The following is a 17,670-nucleotide window of genomic DNA, read 5'->3' on the forward strand; positions in this document are numbered from 1 at the left end:
CTCAACCTGCCCTCATCGCAAGGCCACTGGCGGCGTCGAAAATGCGCACCGATGCAGCCGTGGGCACAACGGTCGCGGTTTGCCCGATCGACAACCCGACATCATTGTCGAAGACCGCTTTCACCGCGCCCTCGCCTTGGCCGAGATGGACGATGGTGCGCGCGCCGATGCGCTCGACGAAGGTGACAGGCATGGCAAGCCCGCGCCCATCCTGCGCCAGGGCCACCTGCTCCGGCCGAAAGCCGTAGAGCACATCGCCGCGTGCACCCCGCAAGGTCGCCGCCAGCTCATCCGGCAGCGGCGGCGTCGCACCCAGCGGGCCGAGATCGACGACCAGCCCACGATCGCTCTCCGCCGGCCTGCCCTTGAGCAGGTTCATGCCCGGCGCGCCGATGAAGCGGGCGACGAAGACATTGGTCGGATTGTTGTAGACTTCGAGCGGCGTGCCGACCTGCTGCAAAACGCCATGATCCATGACGGCGATGCGGTCGGCCATGGTCATGGCTTCGAGCTGGTCGTGGGTGACGTACACCATGGTCTGCTTGAACTGGCGCTGCAGTTGCTTGAGCTCGGTGCGCATCACCGCCCGGAAGGCCGCGTCGACATTGGAGAGCGGCTCGTCGAGCAGGAAGATCGCCGGCTCCATGATCGCCGAACGGCCGATCGCCACGCGCTGCAAGATGTTGACCGAAAGCCTATCCGCCTTGCGGTCGAGCAGCGGCGTCAGCTGCAGCAGCTCGGCGATGGCGCCGACGCGGCGGTCGATCTCGGCTTTGGCGGCGCCGCGCATCCTCGGGCCGTAGGCCAGATTCTGCCGGACCGTCATATGGGTGAAGATGGCGTAGTTCTGGAACACGAAGCCGACGCCGCGCCGGCCCATCGGCACGCCGGCCATGTCGCGCTCGCCAAACAGGATCCGGCCGCTGGTCGGCTCCTCCATGCCGGCGATCATGTTCATCGTCGTCGACTTGCCGCAGCCCGATGGCCCGAGCAGCGCCATGAACTCGCCATTCGCTATGTCGAGGTCCATGGTCTTCAGCGCGGTGAAGTCGCCGAACGTCTTGGTGAGGTTGCGCAGCTGGATCGTGCTCATGCCGCAACCTGCCTTGCCCGCGCCATGCGCTTCATGGCGAACACGGCGACGATGGAGAGCACGATCAGGATGGCGAGCGCGATCGCCGCCACATAGCCCCAGATCAGATCCTGCGTGGTGACCTTGTAGATATAGACGGAAATCGTTTCCGTGGCGACGCCGGGGCCGCCGCCGGTCATGATGTAGAGCGTGTCGAAGATCTTGAAGTTCTCGATCACCCGGATCGCCAGCGCGATGATGATGATGGTCTTCATCTTCGGCAGCACGATGGTGACGAAGCGCTGCCAGGGATTGGCGCCGAGCAAGGTCGCGGCCTTGATCTGGTCCTCCGGCACGCCCACCAGGCCGGCCAGCAGGATGAGGAACATCAGCGGCGTCCACTGCCAGATATCGGCGATCATCACCGCGATCAGCGCCAGCGTCGGATCCGACAGCCAGGCGATGGTGACTGGTGTGCCCGTGATGGCGGACAGAATGTCGTTCACCGGGCCGCCCGACTGGAACAGCATGAAGAACATGTAGCCGGCCACCGCCGGCACCACCATCATCGGCATCAGCAGGATTGAATAGAAGATGCGCTTGCCGGGAAAATCGTCGGCGAACAGCGTCGCCAGCGCCAAGCCGAGCAGGAACTCCGCCGGCACGCAGACGATCATGACGATCGCCGTGCGCTTCAGCGCGCTCCAGAAGCGGGCATCGGCGGCAAGATCGGTGTAGTTGGCGAAACTGTTCCACATCTCCCAGGCATTCCACCAGCCGAGGCCCGAGAGCGGCGACCAGTCGGTGACGCTGATGTAGAGCTGCATCAAGAGCGGAAAGACCGAGATGAACAGCACCAGGATCTGCGCCGGCAGCGTCAGCCGGAAGCCCAGCCGCGCGCCTTCGTCTCGCAGGGCCGGCTTCGCACGCGCAGCACCCATTTCGTCCTCCGAAACAGTCACCGCACTCATTGCTTGAGCGCCCCGAATGTCAGCCCGCGCACCAGATGGCGCTGGATGGCGATGCCCATGATGACGGGCGGCACGGCTGCAATGAGCCCAAGCGCCGCCTTGGCGCCATAGAGCTGGCCGGTCATCGAGGAGGACAGTGAGGCCATGTAGACCGGGATGGTCACCCATTCGCGCGTCGTTAGAAGCAGCGCGATCAGATAGTCCGACCAATTGAGGATGAAGACGAAGAGGGCCGCACTGGCGAGCGGCGCGCGCATCATCGGCAGCGTGATGCGGGTGAAGACGCGCAGCCGCGAACAGCCTTCGACCAAAGCGGCTTCCTCGATCTCGCGCGGCATGTCGTCGAAGAAGGTCTTCATCAGCCAGAAGGCGAAGGGCAGAGTGACGATGCCGTAGATCAGCGCCAATCCCCACCAGCTGTCAGTGAAGTTCAGGAAGGCCCACATGATCATCACCGGGATCATCACCGCCATCGGCGGAAACAACCTGAGCTGGATCAGCGCCAGCGGCAGGTTCTGTCCGGAGCCGAAGCGTGACAGCCCGTAGGCCGCCGCAGTGCCCGCCGACATGGCTATCGCGGTGCCGAACACCGCCGACAGCAGCGACGACAGTATCGGTTTCAGCGCGGTGCGGTCGAGCGCCACTATCAGGCTGTTGGTGGATTCGCCGAAAACGAAGCGGAAATTGCTGAGCGTCGGGTTCTTCGGCCACCATGTCAGGTCGGCGCCGGTCGCCGACCATTCGGCGATCGGCTTGAAGGCCATCGACACCATCCACAGGATCGGCACCAGCGTCACCGCCATCGCCGCGAGGATCGCGGCGTAGCGGAATATCTCGAAAGGAACGGAACGCTTCATCTGGCTGCTTTTGCTGGTGGCGTTGAGTGCGGAGGGGAAGAGCTTTCGCCCCTCCCCTCCGGCTCTGATCCAGGGAGACGGATCAGCTGATCGGATCGAGAACGGTCGGCCAGGCCTCCTTGTTGGTTCTGATGGCTTCGAGCAGTTTGTCCTCGCCAATGCGCCGGGCGATCTTCTTCCACTCGGTCTCGGTGTCGGCCATCGCCTGTTCAGCGGTCTTGGCCTTGGTCAGCGAGGCCATGAGGTTTTCGTCGAGCGCATTGTGGAAGGCGGTGGCGCCGGGATAGTTGATGGTCGGCACCGTGCGGGCGACCGTCTCGCGCACCACATCCATGTGATAGGCATGGTAGGTCTGGCGCACCAGCGGATCGGAGAAATCCGACAGCCGGAACGGATCGAGATAACCGCCGGGATTGGCGCTCATCCAGGCATAGATGCGGGCCGAGCCCAGCCATTGCAGCAGGAGATAGGCCACCTCCTGGTTTTTCGACTGCGACGAGACCATGCCGGTGAGCGAGAACCACAGCACCGAGCGGCTGATCAGCTTGCCGTCGATCTCGCGGCCGGGCGGCAGCATCGAGCCTATCTTGCCCGTGACGGCCGAATCCTTGTTGCCGGCATTGTCGAGGAATTTCGGCAGGTTGGAGAAGGCGCAGGTCATCGCCGCACCGCCCTTGGCGAAATTGCCGTACTGCTCCGGCCAGCCCCAGGAGATCGCATCCGGCGAATGGTGGACGAGCGAGCCGACATATTCATTGGTGGCGGCGATGCCGTGCTCGGAATTGATCAGCGGCTTGCCGTCGTCACCGAACAGAAACTGGTTGGGCGAGGCCATCGAGACATAGCGCTGGTACCAGTTGGTGTAGCCCCAGCCCTGGTTGCGCAAATCGGTCGAGCCGAACAGGCCCTTGTCCGGACGCTGGAAGAAGGCGGCGATGTCGCCATGCTGCTTCCAGGTCTTCGGCGGCGCCAGATCGTAGCCGTATTTGTCCTTGAAGGCTTTCTGCTCGGCGGCGTCGCCGAACAGGTCGGTGCGGTAGACCCAGGTCTGGAAGTCGCCGTCGAGCGACACGCCATAGTTCGAGCCACGATATTTGTTGAGCAGCGACACGCCCTTGGCGCCGTCGACATAGCCGGTCTTGGGATCGTCCCACTCCGGCTTGTACTGGGCGACGAAGTCGTCGAGCTTGGCAATGCCGCCGGTTTCGGCGAGATCGCCAAGGCGGTTCCACTCGGTCGAATAGATGTCATAGGCCCCACCCTTGGTGGAGATGTCCTGCATCGTCTTGGTGAATTCCTGGCCGTTCGGCAGGCCGACGATCTCGATCGGAATGCCGGTCTCTTTTTCCCACAGCTCCTTGATCGACGGCGCGCCGGCCGGGAAAGGCTGCGTCAGCTGGCCGATCGAGCCGTCCGACAGGCCGAGCACGATCTTGGCCGGCGCCTTGCCGGCGCCCTTCAGCGCCTTGGCCGCCTCGATGGCGCGGCCTTCCGGCGTATCCGCTCCATATTGATAACGCTCGGCGCCCTCGAAGCCGGTCGGGCCGCCGATCATGCCCGGCGCCAGCGCGTCGGCCGCAAAGGCGCGGCCGGGACGAATGAATTGCGGTGCGATACCCGTGGCGGCAATGAACACCGCCGCCTTTCCTCCGGACGCCAGCAACCGGCGTCGCGATATGCGGATCAGATCAGACATTGGAATTCCTCCCTCAGGGCTCAATGTTTCCTCCACGAGCCCATGAGGGATATTGACGGCAGTATCGGAAGGCTGTCAACATCATAAATAATCAAAATACCTCACAACATCGCAATGAGGCGAGGAAATGCGTCATACCGGGGTTCATATACCGCTCCAGATGCCTCGATTTGATGGGAAATGTGTCTTCCCGTCCCGGAATAGCCGTGCCGGGCAACCTGATTTAGCCCGACGGCTTGCACTTCGGCCAAGGCCGGATACATCATTTCCCATCAGAATCGCCGAGGACTGGCAGCCGTCGCCCTCAGGCCGGCAGCCGGCATTGCGTGATCCTGATGCGTTGAGGAGATGAAGACGGTGCGTTCCACCCTGACTGACATAGCCCGGGAAGCCGGCGTTTCCGCCGCCACCGTCGACCGCGTGCTCAACAACCGGCCCGGCGTGCGGGCGCGCACGCGCGAAATCGTGCTCGAAATGGCGCAGCGCCTCGGCTACATCGCCGAAGGCCCGAACGGCGCGCCGCCCAGGCCCTCGCCCGGCGAGGTCATCCGGCTCGACTTCGCGCTGCCGGCCGGTACCAATTCCTTCATCAAGATGCTGCACCGGCACATCGAGGCGCAGGCCCTGGCGCGCCCCGATCTCGACGTCCACATCGCCACCATAGAAGGCTTCAATCCCGACCGTCTCGCCCGCCTGCTGCAGGAATTGCGGGGACAGACGCAAGGCGTCGGCGTCATCGCGCTCGACCATCCGACGGTGCGCGAGGCGCTCCGCTCGCTGTCGGCCAACGACGTCAAGGTGGTGACCATAGCCTCCGACATTCTGCATGTGCCGAGGGTGGCCTATATCGGCATCGACAACCGTGCCGCCGGGCGGCTGGCCGGCTATCTGCTCAACCGCTTCATGGGGCCGGATCGCCCCGGCAAGGTGGCGCTGTTCGCCGGCTCGCTGTCCTATCGCGGCCATGAGGAACGCGAGATGGGATTCCGGCACATACTGACCGAGGAATCCCCCAATCTCGAGATCGTCGAGATGCGCGAAATGCTCGACGACCGCGAAAAAGCCTATTCGGAAGCATCAGCGCTTCTGGACCGGCACCCCGACCTTGCCGCGATCTACAATGTCGGCGCTGGCAATACCGGCATTGCGCGTGCGCTCAAGGAGCGCGGCCGGGCGCAATCCATGGTCTTCCTCGGCCATGAAGTGACGGACGGCACCAAGGATCTTCTGCTCGACGGTACGCTCGACGCGGTCATCGACCAGAACCCACGCGTCGAGGCGCGCGAGGCGCTCAACACGCTGACCCATGCGGTCCGGGGACTGCCCTATGAACTGCACCAGCCAAGGCTGCAGGTGATCTTCAAGGAAAACATCCCGGAGATCTGAGCGGCTAGCTTTCTGTTTTGGCCCTTATGATCGCCCGGCCATCCACGCCGGCGCGGATAGCTATCCTGTCGCCGGAAACAATCCCCGCAATCTCACACACTACCAGCGGCATGCTGATCCCATAGAGAAACTCGGCAACGATGGCGCCCACCGCCAGGATCGGATCCGGCCGCTCCAGAAGAATCCCGGCCGGCGCCGTGCCCCGGCGGATAGCCTCCGCCAGCACCGACGACGAGGACGACGACCCTCGCCCGCTCGGCATGGCGAGAATCTTCCCGGCGACATTCTGGCCCAATCCAGGATGCGAATGGTCCATGATGTCGCCAGTCTCGGCATCGATACCGCCCCAGAAGCTGAGCGGTCGTGAAAGAACCAGCGCCTGGCCCTCGGCCTCGCCGGCCAGCTGGAAAGTGCCGGATCGCTCTGCCGACTGGGTCACAATGCACCCCGCACAACATGCCCAACCGCGGCGGAGCGGATGCAATCCTTCATCTCGGCGAAGGCGACGGTCACGCCGATATTGCCCGGCGCATAATGCGCCCATTTGCCGGAGTTGGTCATGACAACCCCATCGAGCCGCTCGAGGATGGAAGTGACATAGGTGCAGGTGTCGGCAACCGGGATCAGGCCGAAAGCCTCCACGCCGGCAAGCGCGCCCTCCTCCTGCAGCCGCGTCAGCGTCGCGCGGCCGGTGTTGACGTAGATCGGGATGCCCTTGCCCGGTGCTGTCTCGCGCAGCATGGACAACAGGCGCGTCCACTCCTCATGCGAGAAATGCGGTGTGCCCAGCGACACGGCCGCCAGCGGCGTGCCGTCGGGCACCATCGACAGCCTGGCCAGCGCATGATCAATGTCAGCCCGCATGATGCGGATCGTCTCATCCGGCGCGTGGCCCTGGAACGCTTCGTCGAGCGTTCCGGCCTCCGGCGTGATGCCGACCGCATGGAACAGCGCCACGGCACCGGTTGTCGCAGCCGCCGCGCCCAGCGCCTTCAACTGGTCCTCGTCACGCGGCTGCGGCAGGCCTGCGATGACCGGAACGCGGTCGCCACTGGCTTGCCCGATGATCAGCCCGACGCCGACGAACAGGCTGTCGCTTGGTTCGGCCTCGGCGATGTCCAGTTCGAACAGGATGCGGCCACGCCGGTTCTCGCTGAGATGCAGACCCCAGGCCGGCGCGCGTCCGGTCATGGCGCAGCACAAATCGATGAAGTCGCCATAGCGGTTGGTGCGCGCGCCGATCACCGAATTGGCGAATACGATGGCATTGGATTCGCCCCAGGCGATCTGTTGCCCGAATTCAGGCCGAAACCGCGTCTGATACGGCGCGCAAGTGAAGGTCGCCTGGCAGCCAAGCTCCATATGCGCCTTCATCAGCCGCCGCGCCGGTACCTCTTCCGCCGCCGGCATCTTCACCATGCCGGGATGGATGAGGTCGAACGAGCCGACATTCAGCGTCGTCGGCACCTGCACGCGCCCGCCGCCCTCGACCAGCCGTTCGACGAAATCGAGCCCGGCCTTGCCGTGATAGAGGCAGCCATCGATATGAGCGCCCGTGATGTCGAGCAGGCCCTGTGCGGCGATCGCGTTGGAAAAGGCGACGAGGATTTTCATGGCGGCGGCGGCGGATGGGCCTTGCTCGCCGTCGAGCATGGATTGGTCCTGTGCGGTCAGCTCAAGCGTCATCGGTGTGTTCCAGGCCTTGCTCGACCTGATGGCGGGACAGCGCCCCAACTGTCAATGCCATCAATCAACCAGCCGCGATCAACACCGTACTTTCCGGCGACCAGCGCAGCACCACATCCTGCCCTTCGGCCAGCCTGTCGGCACCGGTGTTCTGCACGATGACCTTCAGCATCTGGCCGGCGCGCTCGACGAAATAGGTGCTGTTGTTGCCGGCGAAGATGCGTTTGGAAACCTGCCCCTTCAGCATGTTCGCATTGGTCGCGTCGGAGGCTCCGCCATCCGTGGCAATCCGAATGCGTTCCGGCCGCACGGCGCAACTGGCCTTGGCACCGGCGGCAAGCGTCGCGCCCGCGCCGGCAGCGATCGCGGTGCCATCGGGCAGCCTGATGCCATTACCCGTCGCGTCACCGCGAAAAATGTTGGCGTCGCCGAGGAAGGTGGCGGCGAATTCGCTTTTTGGCCGGTCGTAGATTTCCTCCGGCGGCCCTTCCTGCACCAGCCGTCCATCGCGCAGAATGCCGATGCGGTCGCTCATCGTCAGCGCTTCTTCCTGGTCGTGGGTGACGAAGATGGTGGTGATGCCGATCTCGCGCTGTATACGCTTGAGCTCGATCTGCATGTCGACTCGCAGCGCCTTGTCGAGCGCGCCGAGTGGTTCGTCGAGCAACAGCACGCGCGGCTTGGTGACGATGGCACGCGCCAGCGCTGACGCGCTGGCGCTGGCCGCCGGAGAGCTGATGCGGTCGGCGCCCGCCAAGCTTGCCCAATTGCACGAGGTCGAGCGCGCGCTGCACTTCAGTCGCGATCACCGCCTTGGCCTCGCCACGCACCGACAGACCGAAGGCGACGTTGTCGGCGACGCTCATATTGGGGAACAGTGCATAGTTCTGGAACACCATGCCGATGCGCCGCTTCTCGACCGGCACGCGTTCAACACTCTCGCCGCCGATGGAAATACGGCCGGAGTCGGGAAAATCGAAGCCGGCGATCTGGCGCAGCAGCGTGGTCTTGCCGCTGCCCGAAGGCCCGAGCAGTGCATAAAAGCCGCCATCGGCGAAATCGATGGAGACATCATCCAGCGCCTTGTGGGCGCCGAAGCTGCGGGAGACGTTCGATACCTGCACGCCGGCCATTATTTCTCTCCGCCGAATTTGAAGAAACGCGCCGTCAGCAGCATCAGCGCCATCGACACGACAATGATGATGGTCGAGACCGCATTGATCTCGGGCGTAAAACCCTTGCGGATCGCGGCGTAGATTTCGACCGGCAGCGTCGTCTGGCCGGGCGTCGACAGGAAGTAGGAGACGACGAACTGATCGAACGACACAGCGAAGGCAAACAGCCCGCCGGCAATCACGCCCGGCATGATCCAGGGCAGTGTGACGCGCATCGTGACCTGCCATTGGTTGGCACCGAGCGAGCGCGCCGCCTCTTCCAGCTCGGGCGCGAAGGTCTGCAGCCGGGCCGAGACGACGACGATGACATAGGGCAGCGCTAGCGCGACATGACCGAGCAGGATGGCAAACAGGCCACGGCCGATGCCGACGCCGAAGAAGAAGATCAGCATCGCCGTGCCGGTGATCAGCCACGGAATGGCGATCGGCGGGAAGAGCAACGCCTGCAGCACTTTCTTGCCTCGGAAGTCGTAGCGATAAAGCGCCAGCGATGCTGCCGAGCCGAGCACCACGCTGATGATGGTGGTGATGATTGCGATCTCGAGGCTGTTCCAGGTCGCTGATATCAACTGGTCGTTCTGCCACAGCGAGGCGTACCATTCCGTCGTCCACTCGAACGGCAGTTGGTAGAAGGGCGAGACGTTGAACGACATCAGCGCCATGATGATGATGGGCAGATAGAGGAAGGCGAGCAGCAAGCCGACGTAAAGCCGGCCGAGTCCTTCCAGGATGCGGGTCGTCATCATCACGCGGCCCTCCGCAACACCGGCGAGGCAATCGCCAGGATGACCAGCACCACGGCCAGCAGGATGAAGGAGAGTGCGGCGCCGAGCGGCCAGTTGAACACGGCGACAAACTGGTCCTCGATCACAGTGCCGTAGAAGGTGCCAGTACGCCCGCCCAGAATGCGTGGCTCCATGAAGGAGCCGACGACGGGTACGAAGATCAGCGCGGCGCCCGCCACGAGTCCCGGCATCGACAGCGGGATGATCACCCGCTTCAGCACCTGCAGCCGCGAGGCGCCGAGCGAGCGCCCGGCCTCGATCAGCGAGTCGTCGATCGCCTGCAAGGTCAGATAACAGGTCAGCACCATGTAGGGCACGTAGGAGTGCACCAGCCCGATGATGACGGCCGGGTAGGAATACATTAGATCGATGTTGATCTTGAATGGCAGCACCGCGTTGAGCGCCGTGTCGAGGATGCCGCCTTCGCGCAAAACCATCGCCCAAGAGAAGATGCGCACCAGCCCGTTCGACCAGAAGGGCAAGATGACGAGGAGAAAAATCGCCTCGCGGCTGCGCCCCTTCAGCACCTTGGCGAGCACATAGGCGGCAGGATAGCCGATGACGACGCACCACAGCGTCACTTCGAGGCCAAGCCGCAGCGAGGCCAGCAGCAGCGTCAGATAGAGGCTCTGCGAGAAGAAAGCGGCATAGTTGCCAAGCGTGAACGCCCACGGCTTTCCCGACAGCGGCAGGTCGGTCATGAAGGAGAAGAAGACCATGGCCGAGAGCGGCAGGAAGATCGCCACTGTCAGCCAGAGATAGGCCGGCGCCAGCAGCGGCAGCGCCGATCTCAACCCGCTGCGCGATGCGGTCGCGCCTTGTGCTGCCATGCCACCCTCCTCCCCAGGATTGAAGGACCAACCGGCGCGAACCGCCGGCTGGTCCGGAGACGCGAACTTATTTCACGTCGACCTTGAGCTGCTGCCACAGCGCCAGATAGGCTTCGCGCTGGGCATCGGTGATCGGCGCCTGGAACTGGATGCGCTTGGCAACCTCGGGATCGCCCATCACCTTGCGGTTGAAGGCATCCTCGGGCAACGCTTCCACCGCCTTGGTGTTGGCCGACACCGGCGCGCCGACCTTGGTGACCCATTCCACATAGAATTTCGGGTCGATCATCCAGTTGATGAAGGCCTGTGCGCCTTCGACATTCTTGGAGCCGACCGGAATGGAGAACGCGTCGAGCCAGGCGACGGCGCCTTCCCTTGGAATGACCAGCGAAACCGGCAGCTTGAAGTGCGTCTTGGCGCGGTCGGCCGAGCCGCTCCAATAGGTGCCGATGTCGATCTGGTTGGAGGCGACCATCTGGTTCCAGTCGTTCTCCGAGCTCCAGAAGGTCTTGATCTGCGGCATCAGCGAGGTGAGCTTCGTCTTGACCGCATCCATATCCTTGATGTCGTTGATGTTCTGGCCGGTGGCGATGGCGCCGAACTGCACCGCCTCGACGGCGTCGTCGCGGATGACGACACGGCCCTTATGCGCGGGATCCCACATTTCGGCGATCGACGTCGGCGGCTTGTCGAAGGATTTTTCGTTGATCGCCAGCGCCGTCAGCCCCCAAACCCACGGCACGCCGTAGACCTTGCCGTCATGGTCGAGCATTGGCGAGCCGGCCTTGTCCTTGCTGATGTCGGCATAGTTCGGCAGCTTGGAGACATCGATCGGCTGGATCAGTTTTTCTGCCATCGCCTGGTCGTTGAAGGCGGCGTTGATCATGACGACGTCGTAGAGGCCGGGATTGGTCCGGATCTTGGTCAGCATTTCCTGTTCGGAGTTGAAGAAGTCGTTGACGACCTTGTTGCCGGTCGCTTTCTCGAAGGCAGCGACCGCCCACGGTTCGTCGGCGCCGTAGCCTTTCCAGTTGAGCACATGCACTTCGGCGGCACTGGCGGCCAGCGTGAGTGCGGTGGTGAAGACGGCGGTCGCCGTCAAGAGAGCAGTCAGTCTTGGCATGCGCATGTTGGTTCCTCTCTTTGTTTGCCCGCTTCCCGGGCTTGTCAGGCTGTCTGATGGGCCTTCTTTGTCTGGCCGGGCGCGCCGGTCGCGGCGGCCTGGCTCAGGAATGTCTGGATTTCGGCACCGCTCGGCGCCGACGACCCGCCATGGCGGGTCACCGAAATGGCCGCCGCCGCATTGGCGTAGCGCGCCGCCTCGAAGGGAGGCACACCGCGCGCCAGCGCACTGACGAAAGCGCCGATATGGGTGTCGCCGGCGCCATTGGTATCGATGGCATCGACTTTGAACCCGGCGACGGTTTGCGCCGTACCGTCGGCCAGCCGGATATGGCAGCCCGTGGCGGCGGAGCGGATGACGACCCCGGCCGCTTGAGAACAATGGTCGACGAGCAGCCGCGCTGCGAGAGCCTCAACATCACCAGGGCCGGCAATCTCGGCGGCCTCCGTCGTGTTGCAGCTCAGCCATGTGGTGCGGGCAAGCACACGCGACAGGATGGCACGCGGAATGTCTGAGATGATCGGCGTCGGGTCGAAGACAAAGGGAATCTTTGCCGGCAGCGCCTCGATCCAGTCGGTCAGCGCATCGCGGCTGCCCGCATAGCTCAGCGTGTAGCCAGAGGTGAACACCCAGTCTCCCGACCCGACGGAGACGGGCGCCATCATGTCGAGGCTGAGCACGCTTTCAGCGCCCGGCCACGACACGAAAGTACGTTCGGCATCGCTCGAGATCATCGCGACGCAATTGCCGCTGTCCATATGAGGCGATGGTGGCGTCAGCGTTTCGATGCCCTCGGCGGCGAAAGCAGCGCGCAGGAAATCGCCATTCGGCCCGCTGCCGAGTTGGCCGCCGAACACCACTGTCATGCCGGTGCGGCTGGCCGCGACCATCATGTTGAAGCCGCCGCCGGCAAGCTGGGCAAAGCTCGACGCCGTCTTCTCGGTGCCCGGCGCCGGCAAGGCGTCAATGCGGTAGACATAGTCAACCACCGCGCTGCCGATATTGACGAGGCGCCCGCTCATGCCGCCGCGTCCTTGCCTGGGCCGGTGTCGTTCGAGCGGCCCTCGGACGTCCGCGCCGCCACTAGGTCGGTGGCCAGCGCGCGAACCTCCGTCATGTCTATACCTTTGAGACCAGCGACACGGTCCTGCGGTAACTGCGAAAAACCGGTACAGGCGCCGGCCATGCCGGCCGCGATGGCGCCGATCGTGTCGGTGTCGCCGCCGAGATTGGCGCTGATAACGGCCGCTTGCCAGAATCGCCGCTGGCGACTTCCAGCACCGCGAAGGCCGCCGGAACCGATTCCTGGCTGGCGACGCCGGTGCCGACCAGATCGGTGATCAGCCGGATTGCATCGCTCACTACCTTGCCGCGCACCAGATCCTGCGCCCAGACGATCCGCGCGGCGATGTCGCCGCCGGTCACCCAATGGCCAAGCGTCGCCCCTCGCCGCGCCGCCGCGACGGCGCTGCCGGAGGCGGCGCGCCAGTCACCGCCGGCAACGCCGCGGCTGACGGCGGCCGCAACCGCGGCGGCCGAGGCTATGGCGATCGAGGTGTTGTGCGTGGCGCGGCAGGTCTCGGCCACTTTGGCGACGAACCCATCGAGCGGCTCCAGCGGCATCATGATGCCGACCGGCGCGATGCGCATCGCCGCGCCATTGGTGTCGCCGCTGCGCCCCGCCTCCTCCGCCGGCACGCCATTGTTGATGGCGTCGATGGCACGCTTCGTCGAAGGACCCAGCAGATCGTAGCTGCCGCGCGCCTTGACCTCGCGCTCCCAGTCGAGCAGTGCGTTGACCCAGCGCGCATGGTCGAAGCGCTCGCCGGATTCGACGAGAATGCGGCCGAGCAGCAGCGCCTGTTCGGTATCGTCGGTGATGGTGCCGGCCGCGAGCCCCTTCGACACCGGATGATCGGCGAAGGGGGCGACGAAATCCTCGACATGGCCGTAGAGTTCGGCAATGCGGGCCGGCGACAGAAGCTGCGTCGGCATGCCGAGCGCATCTCCCAGCGCTCCGCCGACAAGCGCGCCCATGGCGCGATCAAGTGTGTCCGGCATCGTTCAGAACCTCATATGCAGCGCGAAATGCGCGGGATTGAGCAGGCTGGTGACATATTCGATTGGCCGGTCGTCGGCCGCACGCGTCAGCCGCCGACCGCGCAGAAAGGGCGTGCCTTGCGGGCAACCGAGGATGGCCGCATCCTCGGCGTTGAGCATCTCGATGCCGACCCATTCCTCGCCATGATCGGGGATGAGGCCGGCACCGCGCAGCGTCTGGTGCAGCGACCCTTCGCGCAGGCCACGCAGCGGCACATCCTCCAGCTCCGGCGACAGCGGCAGGCGGCTGCGCTCGATGGAGATCGCATGACCATCGCTGGCATTGGTGCGCACCCGGTCGACGGCGATGAAGAACGGACTTTCGATCTCCAGCAAGGCAGCGAGATCAGCGTCTTCGATGACCTCCAGCCGCAGCGTCCTTGTCTCGGCATTGGCGCCGGCATTGGCAAGCGCCCGTGACCAGCCGATCGAATCGTCGACCGGCTTGCCGTCGAAGGTGACGAAGGAGCCGATGCCGACCTTGGTGGTGATCAGCCCGCGGCTGGACAGTTCCTCGAGGCCCTTGCGGACCGTGTTGCGGCTGACGGAGAAGCGTTGGACGAGCTCGTTCTCGCTTTGCAGGCGGTCACCGAAGCCGAGCACGCCGGAGCGGATTTCATGCTCCAGAACGGTCGCGATCTGCTCGGGCTTGCCCGTGCCGGGAGACAGTTGAACCGCGCGTCGCTTCATATGCATACCTGTTCAGTGAACCTGTATAGTCCTGTTCAATATATGGCGACAAAGCCCATGTCAATGCGATACCAAGACAGGTCAAAAAGCCCGCAGTGGGTTCCTGACAGTGTGGTAGGTTCCGCGTTGAAGGAGCAACATGTCCCATTCAACAGAGCATAAGAATCCCAAGCTGATCGTGGTGGTCGCGTTCGATCGCGGCGAGGACGGTGAATTGTTTGCGGCCTTCGGCCCAGCCGACCAGCAGAGCGAGGACCGCGCCATACGCACCGCCAGGGCTCTGGCGGCAAAACATGTCGGCGTCATCGCCTGGAGCCGCGATGCCGACCCGACACTTGGCGACTACGGCCCGCCGACCACGCTGTTTGTCAGCGGCGACGTGCCGGATATGGAGTAGCCGGCCGCCTTGGCCGGATCGAGAAAATAAAAAAATTTTAATTTATGTTCACATAGAGGAACGGTTTGCTCTCGATGCCGTTTGTCTGCAGGTCGTTTATTCCAATGACCTCTACGAAAGGAATTCCCCGATGAACTTCAAGATGCTCACGATGGGCGCGATGGCGCTTGCAATGATGACCGGTTCGGCGCTGGCCGCTGCCAATGGCACCTCCGCGCTCGACAATCCGGAAAAGATGGCGCCTTTCTATACGGACTCCGGCATGAAGACGATGAAGTCCGAAAAGGAATTCAAGACCGCCTGGATGGCCATGAAGGAAGAAGACCGCGCAGGCATGACGAAGGAATGCGGCGACAAGGCCATCGCCAAGTCGCATGACGATTTCTGCAAGATGACCAAGCAGCTCGGCGGCGCGAACTGACGCACCGCGATTTGGGCGAAGGCCTGAATGGAACAGCTGGACGAAGGCGGGCCGAGTGCCCGCCTTTTCCGTGACAATACGGGACATCACGTCATCGTGGCCGGCGATTCACTTCGCGACAACGGCGCGGCAAAGGTGTAACATCAATACCCAGAGTGGCAGAACGCCGCTCGTCTGGCTTTTGCCCATGTTTCAACCCATCGCGAATATCGAGGATGCGCAGACGCTGGCGCAGGCGATCGTCAACACGATCACCGAGCCGTTCCTGGTCCTCGATGAGAAATTTCGCGTGCTGGCCGCCAGCCGCTCCTTCTACAAGACATTCGAAGTCGACCCCGCGCAAACCCAGGGCTCGCTGCTCTACGCGCTCGGCGACGGCCAGTGGGATATTCCGGCCCTTCGCCTGCTGCTGGAGACGATCATTCCCGAGAAGACCGCCATGGACGGCTTCGAGGTCGAGCATGATTTCCCGCGGATCGGCCGCCGCACCATGCTGCTCAATGCCCGCAAGGTGCTTTACGACCACAGTTCAGCGATCACCATCCTTCTCGCCTTCAACGATATCACCGCCCGTCGGGTGATCGAGAGAGAGAAAGAGGAGTTGCTCAAGCGCACCGAAGATCTGCTCAACCAGAAAGACGTGCTGTTGCGCGAAATGGAGCACCGGGTTGCCAACAGCCTGCAAATCATCGCCAGCATCCTGCTGCTGAAGGCGCGCTCGGTCACTTCGGAAGAGACGCGCCAGCATCTCAGGGACGCCCATCAACGCGTCCTGTCCGTGGCCGAAGTGCAGCGCCATCTCCACACCTCGGTCGGCATCGACGAGATCGATGTCGGCTCCTACCTTTCGAAACTGTGCGGCAGCCTCGCCACTTCGATGGTTGGCGAGGCCCAGCCGATCGAAGTCACCGTTACGACCGAAGGCGGCAGGATGGATTCGCAAAAGGCAGTCAGCCTCGGACTGATCGTCACCGAACTGGTGCTCAACGCCATCAAATATGCCTTCCCCAAGGAAAAGGACGGTGCTCGGATCCAGGTGAGCTACGAGACCGCGGGCAGCGACTGGAAACTGACGGTTTCGGATAATGGCGTCGGCAAGATCGCCAACGACGTGCCGGCCACCGGCCTTGGAACAGCCATCGTGGAGGCGCTGGTGAAACAGCTCGAAGCCAAGGTGGAAGTCATCAGCGACAACGACGGCACCAGCGTCTCGGTCACCCGGGCAACGTTCACCTCACGGGTGCCGCGCGCGGCGTAAGAACCGCTACCAGGAAGCCTGCCTTCCCGACAGCGCCTCGATCCTGATCTGATAGAAGAGATGTCGGCCCGAGTGCGTGAGGGCATCGCCAGGCTTCAGTGCTCCCGGCTCCCACCAATTCGCATGCGTGGCAAGAAGCGACCAGGCAAGCTTGCGGTCGCCATCGACTGGAACGGTCATCCTTTCGACGCTGGTCATGCCGGCATCCGGATCAGGCGCTTTGGGCAATTCCTCGAACAGGCCTTCCACCACGACGCTCCTCCAGCCATTGACACCGCCGACATCGTCGACCTGAAGGCAGACATGGGGGTTGGCCCGCATCCAGTCGACTTTCCTGCCGGGAAGCGAGAAACTGAAAATGGAATTCTCGCCGAAGGCGAAATGGACCGGCACCACATAGGGTTTATGGTCACGCACGCAGGCCAGGCGACCAAGGCGTTGCGTCTTCAAAAGGGCGACGCAGTCCTGCCGCGTCATCTCCTTGATGTTCATCCAATCCTACTTCCTGTTCATGTTCAGGCCGCGCGATCGATGCGGCGTATGACCTTGATAGCCTCTGCTTCCGCGATGCCGATCAAGGCGTCTATGCCCTGGATGGTCTCGATATGACCACGAGCCGCCACCATCCGCCGCAGGACATGAAGATCATCGCGAATTTCGCAGAGTGTCGTTCTGAGTGTTGCGGGCATTGGGTAGCCTTCCGCAAACTCAACTGTCTCGAAGCAAGCCGGTTCCCTTGGCTTCAACGCAAAAGCCCGCTCCGGTATACCGGGGCGGGCCTTGAGGAGGATGAAGGGGTGGGACCCTCTCCTCTTGTTTCCACGGGGGGTGTGGACCGAAATCAAACATACTCGAGTCCCGCGGAATGGCGGATCACAAGCCGGCTTGCTTTCATCACGATCCGGTGCGCTCCCTTTGTCTGGCAGTCACGAGATCGCGATTATCCGAAGCCTTGCGAGCTGCTAAATCCGCCCCAGCACGACAAGGACGATGAGGATCAGCAGCACAAGCCCGAGCCCACCGCCGCCATAGTAGCCCGTTCCATAGAAAGGTCCGCCGCCGAGCCCGCTGAAGCCGCCCAGCAGCGCAATGACAAGGATGATGATGAGTATGGTGCCTAAACTCATGGTTCCCGCTCCCGTTGGGCGCTGATGCGCCGGTTTGAGCACCGTCGCATGCGGTGTTTCGAAGACGAGAACGTTCGAGCGGCCTTACCGTTCCGC

At 63.4% G+C, this 17,670-nt stretch carries 18 protein-coding genes and 2 pseudogenes; 4 read left to right on the forward strand and 16 right to left on the reverse strand.

Annotated features, from left to right (window positions below):
- Window position 1: 1 nt before the first annotated feature.
- The 4 genes from HB778_RS01960 to HB778_RS01975 form a co-directional block, all read right to left on the reverse strand.
- Window positions 2–1,093: an ABC transporter ATP-binding protein gene (locus HB778_RS01960; protein ID WP_183461044.1), complete on the reverse strand. Its 1,092-nt coding sequence runs from the start codon at window positions 1,091–1,093 to the stop codon at window positions 2–4.
- Entirely contained in the window at window positions 1,090–2,043 is a 954-nt protein-coding gene (locus HB778_RS01965; RefSeq protein WP_183461046.1) for a carbohydrate ABC transporter permease, read from the reverse strand. The genes HB778_RS01960 and HB778_RS01965 overlap by 4 nt, the downstream gene beginning before the upstream one ends.
- A complete protein-coding gene (locus tag HB778_RS01970) occupies window positions 2,040–2,900 on the reverse strand; it encodes a carbohydrate ABC transporter permease (RefSeq protein ID WP_023769530.1) in 861 nt (286 codons plus the stop codon). Before HB778_RS01970 ends, HB778_RS01965 begins: the two co-directional genes overlap by 4 nt.
- 82 nt (window positions 2,901–2,982) lie before the next feature.
- Window positions 2,983–4,596 carry an extracellular solute-binding protein gene (locus HB778_RS01975; protein ID WP_183461048.1) on the reverse strand — a complete coding sequence of 538 codons (1,614 nt, stop codon included), beginning with the start codon at window positions 4,594–4,596 and terminating at the stop codon, window positions 2,983–2,985.
- A 357-nt stretch (window positions 4,597–4,953) separates the two neighbouring features.
- Here HB778_RS01975 and HB778_RS01980 point away from each other — a divergent pair, with 357 nt between their 5' ends.
- Window positions 4,954–5,982 (forward strand): LacI family DNA-binding transcriptional regulator, encoded by a 1,029-nt coding sequence (locus tag HB778_RS01980; RefSeq protein WP_183461050.1) that lies wholly within the window; start codon window positions 4,954–4,956, stop codon window positions 5,980–5,982.
- A gap of 4 nt (window positions 5,983–5,986) precedes the next feature.
- On the opposite strand, the gene HB778_RS01985 is transcribed toward HB778_RS01980, so the two are convergent.
- The 9 genes and pseudogenes from HB778_RS01985 to HB778_RS02025 form a co-directional block, all read right to left on the reverse strand.
- A complete protein-coding gene (locus HB778_RS01985; RefSeq protein WP_244661762.1) occupies window positions 5,987–6,421 on the reverse strand; it encodes an aconitase X swivel domain-containing protein in 435 nt (144 codons plus the stop codon).
- Window positions 6,418–7,668 (reverse strand): aconitase X, encoded by a 1,251-nt coding sequence (locus HB778_RS01990; protein ID WP_183461054.1) that lies wholly within the window; start codon window positions 7,666–7,668, stop codon window positions 6,418–6,420. Before HB778_RS01990 ends, HB778_RS01985 begins: the two co-directional genes overlap by 4 nt.
- A gap of 64 nt (window positions 7,669–7,732) precedes the next feature.
- Window positions 7,733–8,801, reverse strand: a pseudogene (locus HB778_RS01995) (ABC transporter ATP-binding protein).
- Window positions 8,801–9,589 (reverse strand): ABC transporter permease, encoded by a 789-nt coding sequence (locus HB778_RS02000; RefSeq protein WP_183464960.1) that lies wholly within the window; start codon window positions 9,587–9,589, stop codon window positions 8,801–8,803. Before HB778_RS02000 ends, HB778_RS01995 begins: the two are co-directional and overlap by 1 nt.
- Entirely contained in the window at window positions 9,589–10,458 is an 870-nt protein-coding gene (locus HB778_RS02005) for an ABC transporter permease (protein ID WP_183461056.1), read from the reverse strand. The genes HB778_RS02000 and HB778_RS02005 overlap by 1 nt, the downstream gene beginning before the upstream one ends.
- 67 nt (window positions 10,459–10,525) lie before the next feature.
- Window positions 10,526–11,587, reverse strand: a complete 1,062-nt coding sequence (locus HB778_RS02010) for an ABC transporter substrate-binding protein (RefSeq protein ID WP_183461058.1) — start codon at window positions 11,585–11,587, stop codon at window positions 10,526–10,528.
- 38 nt (window positions 11,588–11,625) lie between these two features.
- A complete protein-coding gene (locus tag HB778_RS02015) occupies window positions 11,626–12,603 on the reverse strand; it encodes a PfkB family carbohydrate kinase (RefSeq protein ID WP_183461060.1) in 978 nt (325 codons plus the stop codon).
- Window positions 12,600–13,642 (reverse strand): annotated as a pseudogene (locus HB778_RS02020) (ADP-ribosylglycohydrolase family protein). Before HB778_RS02020 ends, HB778_RS02015 begins: the two are co-directional and overlap by 4 nt.
- Window positions 13,643–13,645: 3 nt before the next feature.
- Window positions 13,646–14,371: a GntR family transcriptional regulator gene (locus HB778_RS02025; protein WP_095203906.1), complete on the reverse strand. Its 726-nt coding sequence runs from the start codon at window positions 14,369–14,371 to the stop codon at window positions 13,646–13,648.
- Between the two features lie 139 nt (window positions 14,372–14,510).
- Here HB778_RS02025 and HB778_RS02030 point away from each other — a divergent pair, with 139 nt between their 5' ends.
- The 3 genes from HB778_RS02030 to HB778_RS02040 all read left to right on the forward strand — a co-directional run bounded on the left by HB778_RS02030 (window position 14,511) and on the right by HB778_RS02040 (window position 16,447).
- Entirely contained in the window at window positions 14,511–14,768 is a 258-nt protein-coding gene (locus HB778_RS02030) for a hypothetical protein (protein WP_095203875.1), read from the forward strand.
- Between the two features lie 130 nt (window positions 14,769–14,898).
- Window positions 14,899–15,189, forward strand: a complete 291-nt coding sequence (locus HB778_RS02035) for a hypothetical protein (RefSeq protein ID WP_183461062.1) — start codon at window positions 14,899–14,901, stop codon at window positions 15,187–15,189.
- A 187-nt stretch (window positions 15,190–15,376) separates the two neighbouring features.
- The gene (locus HB778_RS02040; protein ID WP_183461064.1) at window positions 15,377–16,447 is read left to right on the forward strand and encodes a sensor histidine kinase; all 1,071 of its coding nucleotides are present in this window, start codon (window positions 15,377–15,379) and stop codon (window positions 16,445–16,447) included.
- A 6-nt stretch (window positions 16,448–16,453) separates the two neighbouring features.
- Here HB778_RS02040 and HB778_RS02045 read toward each other — a convergent pair whose 3' ends face one another.
- From HB778_RS02045 to HB778_RS02055, 3 genes are all read right to left on the reverse strand, one after another.
- Entirely contained in the window at window positions 16,454–16,939 is a 486-nt protein-coding gene (locus HB778_RS02045; protein WP_183461066.1) for a pyridoxamine 5'-phosphate oxidase family protein, read from the reverse strand.
- A gap of 23 nt (window positions 16,940–16,962) precedes the next feature.
- Complete coding sequence (locus HB778_RS02050) at window positions 16,963–17,136, reverse strand: hypothetical protein (protein WP_183461068.1); 174 nt, start codon at window positions 17,134–17,136, stop codon at window positions 16,963–16,965.
- A gap of 273 nt (window positions 17,137–17,409) precedes the next feature.
- Complete coding sequence (locus tag HB778_RS02055) at window positions 17,410–17,574, reverse strand: DUF3309 family protein (RefSeq protein ID WP_095203871.1); 165 nt, start codon at window positions 17,572–17,574, stop codon at window positions 17,410–17,412.
- Window positions 17,575–17,670: the final 96 nt, after the last annotated feature.

It is taken from the genome of Mesorhizobium huakuii, assembly GCF_014189455.1.
GTDB lineage: Bacteria > Pseudomonadota > Alphaproteobacteria > Rhizobiales > Rhizobiaceae > Mesorhizobium > Mesorhizobium huakuii_A.

Bases quoted from the DNA above. Each gene is read 5' to 3' on its own strand.
- HB778_RS02000 (WP_183464960.1), bottom strand. From the start codon at position 9,589: ATGATGACGACCCGCATCCTGGAAGGACTCGGCCGGCTTTACGTCGGC.
- HB778_RS02015 (WP_183461060.1), bottom strand. From the start codon at position 12,603: ATGAGCGGGCGCCTCGTCAATATCGGCAGCGCGGTGGTTGACTATGTC.
- HB778_RS02045 (WP_183461066.1), bottom strand. From the start codon at position 16,939: ATGAACATCAAGGAGATGACGCGGCAGGACTGCGTCGCCCTTTTGAAG.
- HB778_RS02005 (WP_183461056.1), bottom strand. From the start codon at position 10,458: ATGGCAGCACAAGGCGCGACCGCATCGCGCAGCGGGTTGAGATCGGCG.
- HB778_RS01960 (WP_183461044.1), bottom strand. From the start codon at position 1,093: ATGAGCACGATCCAGCTGCGCAACCTCACCAAGACGTTCGGCGACTTC.
- HB778_RS02030 (WP_095203875.1), top strand. From the start codon at position 14,511: ATGTCCCATTCAACAGAGCATAAGAATCCCAAGCTGATCGTGGTGGTC.
- HB778_RS02025 (WP_095203906.1), bottom strand. From the start codon at position 14,371: ATGAAGCGACGCGCGGTTCAACTGTCTCCCGGCACGGGCAAGCCCGAG.
- HB778_RS01975 (WP_183461048.1), bottom strand. From the start codon at position 4,596: ATGTCTGATCTGATCCGCATATCGCGACGCCGGTTGCTGGCGTCCGGA.
- HB778_RS02040 (WP_183461064.1), top strand. From the start codon at position 15,377: ATGTTTCAACCCATCGCGAATATCGAGGATGCGCAGACGCTGGCGCAG.
- HB778_RS01965 (WP_183461046.1), bottom strand. From the start codon at position 2,043: ATGAGTGCGGTGACTGTTTCGGAGGACGAAATGGGTGCTGCGCGTGCG.
- HB778_RS02050 (WP_183461068.1), bottom strand. From the start codon at position 17,136: ATGCCCGCAACACTCAGAACGACACTCTGCGAAATTCGCGATGATCTT.
- HB778_RS01970 (WP_023769530.1), bottom strand. From the start codon at position 2,900: ATGAAGCGTTCCGTTCCTTTCGAGATATTCCGCTACGCCGCGATCCTC.
- HB778_RS02010 (WP_183461058.1), bottom strand. From the start codon at position 11,587: ATGCGCATGCCAAGACTGACTGCTCTCTTGACGGCGACCGCCGTCTTC.
- HB778_RS02035 (WP_183461062.1), top strand. From the start codon at position 14,899: ATGAACTTCAAGATGCTCACGATGGGCGCGATGGCGCTTGCAATGATG.
- HB778_RS02055 (WP_095203871.1), bottom strand. From the start codon at position 17,574: ATGAGTTTAGGCACCATACTCATCATCATCCTTGTCATTGCGCTGCTG.
- HB778_RS01990 (WP_183461054.1), bottom strand. From the start codon at position 7,668: ATGACGCTTGAGCTGACCGCACAGGACCAATCCATGCTCGACGGCGAG.